This is a genomic window from Flavobacterium cyanobacteriorum (assembly GCF_002251835.1).
Taxonomy (GTDB): domain Bacteria; phylum Bacteroidota; class Bacteroidia; order Flavobacteriales; family Flavobacteriaceae; genus Flavobacterium; species Flavobacterium cyanobacteriorum.
In genome coordinates this window covers 1-5157 of record NZ_NOXV01000211.1, presented here as the reverse complement: position 1 = coordinate 5157, position 5157 = coordinate 1, and the positions used below count along the sequence as shown (strand labels likewise).

Sequence of the window (5157 nt, the reverse complement as noted above, 5' to 3'; positions counted from 1 at the left end):
GAAAAACGTAAAAAAACCGTCTCAAGTTGTGAGACGGCTTCTTTTATATCTGGGGATTATCTAAAAATCTGACAACCATCAAATTTAATAATCTAATTAGTACCTGTAGTACTCCGGCTTGTACGGGCCTTCCACCTGAACGCCAATGTAAGCAGCCTGCTCTTCATTAAGCGTTTCAAGCTCCACACCCAGTTTGGCTAAATGCAGTGCCGCCACTTTTTCATCAAGATGCTTAGGCAGCATGTAAACCATATTTTCATATTTGTCGCTGTTGTTCCAAAGCTCAATCTGGGCAAGTGTCTGGTTAGTGAACGAGTTGCTCATCACAAAACTTGGATGCCCTGTAGCGCAGCCAAGGTTTACAAGGCGGCCCTCAGCAAGAATGATAACATCTTTACCATTAATGGTATATTTATCAACCTGCGGCTTAATTTCAACTTTAGTATTGCCATAGTTCTTGTTAAGCCAAGCCATATCGATTTCATTGTCAAAGTGGCCGATGTTACATACAACTGCTTTATCTTTCATGGCCTCAAAATGGCGTCCTACAACAATATCTTTATTACCGGTTGTGGTGATAATGATATCGGCATTGGCGATAACCGTATCAAGTTTTTTCACTTCGTAACCGTCCATAGCAGCCTGAAGGGCGCAGATCGGGTCTATTTCAGTAACTATAACAATAGAGCCTGCCCCACGGAAAGAAGCAGCAGTACCCTTGCCTACATCACCATAACCACATACCACTACCCTTTTACCGGCAAGCATAAGGTCGGTAGCACGGCGTATAGCATCCACCGCACTTTCTTTACAGCCGTATTTATTATCAAACTTAGATTTTGTTACAGAGTCATTTACGTTGATGGCAGGCATAACAAGCGTGCCGTTCTTCATCCTTTCATATAGGCGGTGTACACCAGTAGTAGTTTCTTCAGAAAGGCCTTTTATGCCTGCGGCAAGTTCCGGATAACGGTCAAATACCATATTGGTAAGGTCGCCACCGTCATCAAGTATCATATTAAGTGGCTGGCGGTCTTCCCCGAAGAAAAGAGTCTGCTCAATACACCAGTCAAACTCCTCTTCATTCATACCTTTCCACGCATATACTGATATGCCTGCGGCAGCAATGGCAGCAGCGGCATGGTCCTGAGTAGAAAAGATGTTGCATGAGCTCCAGGTAACTTCAGCGCCAAGGGCTACAAGGGTTTCAATAAGCACCGCCGTTTGTATGGTCATGTGCAGGCATCCGGCAATACGGGCGCCTCTAAGGGGCTGTGCGTCTTTATATTCTTCGCGTAGCGCCATCAGTCCGGGCATTTCGGCTTCAGCAAGCTCAATTTCTTTCCTTCCCCATTCCGCAAGCGAAATATCTTTTACTTTGTAAGCCACATAAGGCAACGTTTTAGTACTCATCTATGTTGTATATTTGTATTAGTAAAAATTTTTGCAAATTTACTAAATTGCTTTTTATTACACCGCTACAAATTATAATTTTGGCAACTGTTGAATGCAATAAGAGGCTGATAAACAAAAAATAACATCCCGATGCCGTTATACAAAGCCGTTACTATACAGGACGATACCCGGTTGCTTATCTGGAAAATAACTGAAACCGCCGAAGAGTTGTCAGCAGGTGTGGCATTAAAGGAGGTATGCCGAAGCAGGATAGACAAAATGAGGTCAGAAGAGCACCGAAAGGGTTTCATGAGTGTGCGGAGGCTCCTGCAGGAGGCAGGGTATACTGATCACGACCTGTATTATGCTGAAGACGGGAAACCACATTTAAAGGACGGGAAAAATATTTCAATAACGCATTCCTTCGGTTTTTCGGCTATCATTATAAGCAGCCGCAATGTGGGCATTGATATGGAGCTAAGGCGCGAAAAGGTGGTACGCATAGCAGCAAAATTTATAGCCGCAGAATTTAGCTACCTTGACCCTGCACAGGCCGATGACTACATACGCCGGCTCATTGTGATATGGGGTGTAAAGGAAGCTATATTTAAAATGGTATCAAGAGAAGGCATTAGTTTTAAAGGCCACATTAAAGTGTTACCGTTTTTAGCAGAAGACGGAAAAGGCTCTGCAAAACTGGATTTTAAAGAAATTGACAGGATGTATGGCTTTTGCTTTGAGGAGATAGAAGATTTTACGCTGGTATATGCCTTTGAAGCCTGACACCCTGCCCTATGACAGCATTTACAGATTTTCTTTTCAGCCAGTTTAGCGGTTATACACCGCTTCTTGTTGTAATTGAGGTTACTGCTATACTCTTCGGGTTGCTCAGCGTTATCTTCTCTGCCAGGAACAATATCCTTGTATATCCTGCGGGCCTGGTGAGCACCGGCCTGTACATATACCTGATGTACAGGGCTGACCTTTATGGTGACCTCATAATAAATGGCTACTATTTTTACATGAGTATTTATGGCTGGCTACTTTGGTCGCGCAGGGACAGGCAAGACAACAGCCGTCTGAAAATTACTACGGTTACTATTAAAGATAATATAAAAAGTGGGGTAATTTTTACTGTTTCTGTTATATTTGTTTCAGGGGTATATATCTTTTTTGATATGTTCAGCTTTTGGTGGGCCTATGTAGACACTTTTATAACAGGATTGTTCTTTATAGGGATGTGGCTGCTGGCGAAGCGGAAAATTGAGAACTGGGCATACCTTATTGCAGGCGACATCATTGCAATACCCCTGTTCTTTTACAAAGGCCTTATATTCACTGGCTTTTATTATATAGTATTAACATCAATAGCCTTTTACGGTTACAATGTATGGAAGAGAATATTACGCAGCGAAAAACAAATACACTCAGCATAGCTTTTATAGCAGGCGGGCTCAGCGAAGGCTTTCCCGCACAATTATCACAGTTCATAGCGCCTGACGGAAAAGAGGCGCGTGAATTTATATTTACAATAAGTGACAGCATTACTGCTTCGGTAAAAGAGCTGGCCGGAAAAGACCTGGTGGTATTTGTTACAGAAGAAGGCGCCACTGCAAATGCAACGCTGCTTAAAGCCCTTGAGAAAGAAGGAGCCAATTATATACTGGCCGAAACAACAGGCGACACGGAATCACTGTGCAGGGGCATTGTGCTTTCCCTGGAAAAAGCACTTGACATGGGCTTTAGTATTGAGGATTTTGTACAGATATATACTATGGGAATCCCTGTTGATACCATCAGGAAGCACCTTGTTATCTTCAGGAACGGCATTGCCAGCATAAGTTTAGAAAAACCCGCTATACTGAATGACGGGATAAAACCGTTGCCGGATGCTGCTGCCCGTGAATACGCCGCCTATTTTGATGAAAAGAAGAACGGCTTTAAACTTAAAAAGTTTGTGCCGGCATCAGGCGCTGCCAGCAGGATGTTCAAGTTCCTCTCTGAATTTATGGCAGAGTTTAAACCCGAAACCGAGACCATAAATGCTTACATCAACCGAAAAAATGCTACAGCGCTAAGTATTTTTTTGGCCGGCATTGATAAATTTCCATTTTTTAAAGAAGTATATGAGGCTATAAAACAGGCTCCTGAATACGCGGATTGGAGTAAAAACCAACGCTATTACCACTTTATAAAAACAATGCTTGATAAAGGCAGTTTTGATTATGCCAACAAGCCCAAAGGCATACTGCCTTTCCACCAGTATGAAGATTTTACGGCAACACCGGTATATGAGCATCTTAAAGAAGCTGTCTCTTATGCCGCATCAAACAATGAGGCTTATGTGCATTTTACCATTTCAGAAGAGCACCTCAACGGGTTTCTTGATGCTATTGAGGAAGTAAAAGCGAAAATTGAAGAAGCTTCAGGTATAAGCATTAAATACAATTTTTCGTGCCAGCAGAAAGAGACCGATACCATTGCGGTTGACCTCAACAACATGCCTTTTCGCGACAGCAGCGGCAGGCTGTTATTCCGTCCCGGTGGCCACGGTGCACTGATACAGAACCTTAACCGGCTGAGTGCTGATATTGTTTTTATAAAAAATATTGACAACGTAAGCTATAACCACACCGATGTTATTTCCTTGTATAAAAAAGCCTTAGGCGGCATCCTTATAAAAACACAGGAAAAAGTGCATGGCTACCTTCAAAGAATGGCTGTAGGTGAAATTACGGAAGAATGCATTAAAAATATTTTTGCTTTTGCAAAAGAGGAGCTTTGCATAGACATACCACAGGATGTGGCAAAATACACTTTTGAAAACAAAATAGAATACCTGCGCGACCTGCTGAACAGGCCTGTACGCGTTTGCGGTATGGTCAAGAATGAAGGGGAGCCTGGCGGTGGCCCATTTTGGGTAAAAGGCGAAAAAGGCAGGCTGTCGCTACAGATTATCGAAAGCTCTCAGATAGACCTTGATAATAAAGAACAGCAAAAAATCATGGCTGCCTCCACACACTTTAATCCGGTTGACGTAGTATGCGGGTTGCGGGACTATCAGGGAAATCGGTTTAACCTTAATGATTTTGTAGATGCCTCAACAGGTTTTATTGTTTACAAGAACAAGAACGGAAGGGATGTAAAATCCTACGAACTGCCCGGGCTATGGAATGGCGCTATGGCCGGGTGGATAACCCTTTTTGTCGAAGAACCCCTGGAGACCTTCAACCCTGTGAAAACCGTTAATGACCTGCTGAAACCTGCACACCAGCCGCAATAGATAGTGGATTGAGATTTCAGATTATAGATTGAAATTACATTGGATAAAGAAAAGATTTTATCGGAACTGACATATAAAGCAGTGCGCAGCAGCGGCGCGGGAGGACAGAATGTAAACAAAGTATCATCTAAAGTGGTGCTGAGTTTTGACCTTGCCCATTCTGCAGCGCTTACTGATGACGAAAAAATGCTGGCCGGGAGCAACCTGGCCCCTAAGCTTACCAATGATAAAATACTGGTGCTCCACTGTGATGAAGACCGCAGCCGGTTACGAAACAAAGAAATTGTGACAAGGCGGTTCCTCCGGATTATTGATACTGCGCTGAAAGTGCAAAAAACCAGGAAAGCCACAAAAGTGCCTAAAGCTGTCATTAAAAAACGTATTGAAAATAAAAGGCGCCAGTCAGAAATAAAGCAATCAAGGCGTAAGCCGGATTATTGAAGTGGTTTAAACTTTTATTTTATTAAATTTCTTTAGTG

5 protein-coding genes are annotated in these 5157 nt (G+C 42.9%); 4 read left to right on the top strand and 1 reads right to left on the bottom strand.

Annotation, left to right across the window (positions count from 1 at the left end):
* Nucleotides 1-96: 96 nt before the first annotated feature.
* Nucleotides 97-1413 carry an adenosylhomocysteinase gene (gene ahcY / locus CHU92_RS04750; protein ID WP_094413131.1) on the bottom strand — a complete coding sequence of 439 codons (1317 nt, stop codon included), beginning with the start codon at nt 1411-1413 and terminating at the stop codon, nt 97-99.
* A gap of 132 nt (nt 1414-1545) precedes the next feature.
* On the opposite strand from ahcY, the gene CHU92_RS04745 reads away from it, so the two are divergent.
* From CHU92_RS04745 to arfB, 4 genes are read left to right on the top strand one after another with little or no spacing between them, the layout of a single operon-like run.
* On the top strand, nt 1546-2178 hold the full coding sequence (locus CHU92_RS04745; protein WP_094413129.1) for a 4'-phosphopantetheinyl transferase family protein: 633 nt from the start codon (nt 1546-1548) through the stop codon (nt 2176-2178).
* 11 nt (nt 2179-2189) lie between these two features.
* Nucleotides 2190-2831, top strand: coding sequence for a nicotinamide riboside transporter PnuC (pnuC, locus tag CHU92_RS04740; protein WP_094413127.1), 642 nt, complete (start codon nt 2190-2192; stop codon nt 2829-2831).
* Nucleotides 2786-4678: a DUF4301 family protein gene (locus CHU92_RS04735; RefSeq protein WP_094413125.1), complete on the top strand. Its 1893-nt coding sequence runs from the start codon at nt 2786-2788 to the stop codon at nt 4676-4678. Before pnuC ends, CHU92_RS04735 begins: the two co-directional genes overlap by 46 nt.
* A 39-nt stretch (nt 4679-4717) precedes the next feature.
* A complete protein-coding gene (gene arfB, locus CHU92_RS04730) occupies nt 4718-5119 on the top strand; it encodes an alternative ribosome rescue aminoacyl-tRNA hydrolase ArfB (RefSeq protein WP_094413123.1) in 402 nt (133 codons plus the stop codon).
* Nucleotides 5120-5157: the final 38 nt, after the last annotated feature.

Excerpts from the sequence above, each read along its gene's own strand:
- CHU92_RS04735 (WP_094413125.1), top strand. The coding sequence starts at position 2,786 with ATGGAAGAGAATATTACGCAGCGAAAAACAAATACACTCAGCATAGCT.
- pnuC (WP_094413127.1), top strand. The coding sequence starts at position 2,190 with ATGACAGCATTTACAGATTTTCTTTTCAGCCAGTTTAGCGGTTATACA.
- CHU92_RS04745 (WP_094413129.1), top strand. The coding sequence starts at position 1,546 with ATGCCGTTATACAAAGCCGTTACTATACAGGACGATACCCGGTTGCTT.
- ahcY (WP_094413131.1), bottom strand. The coding sequence starts at position 1,413 with ATGAGTACTAAAACGTTGCCTTATGTGGCTTACAAAGTAAAAGATATT.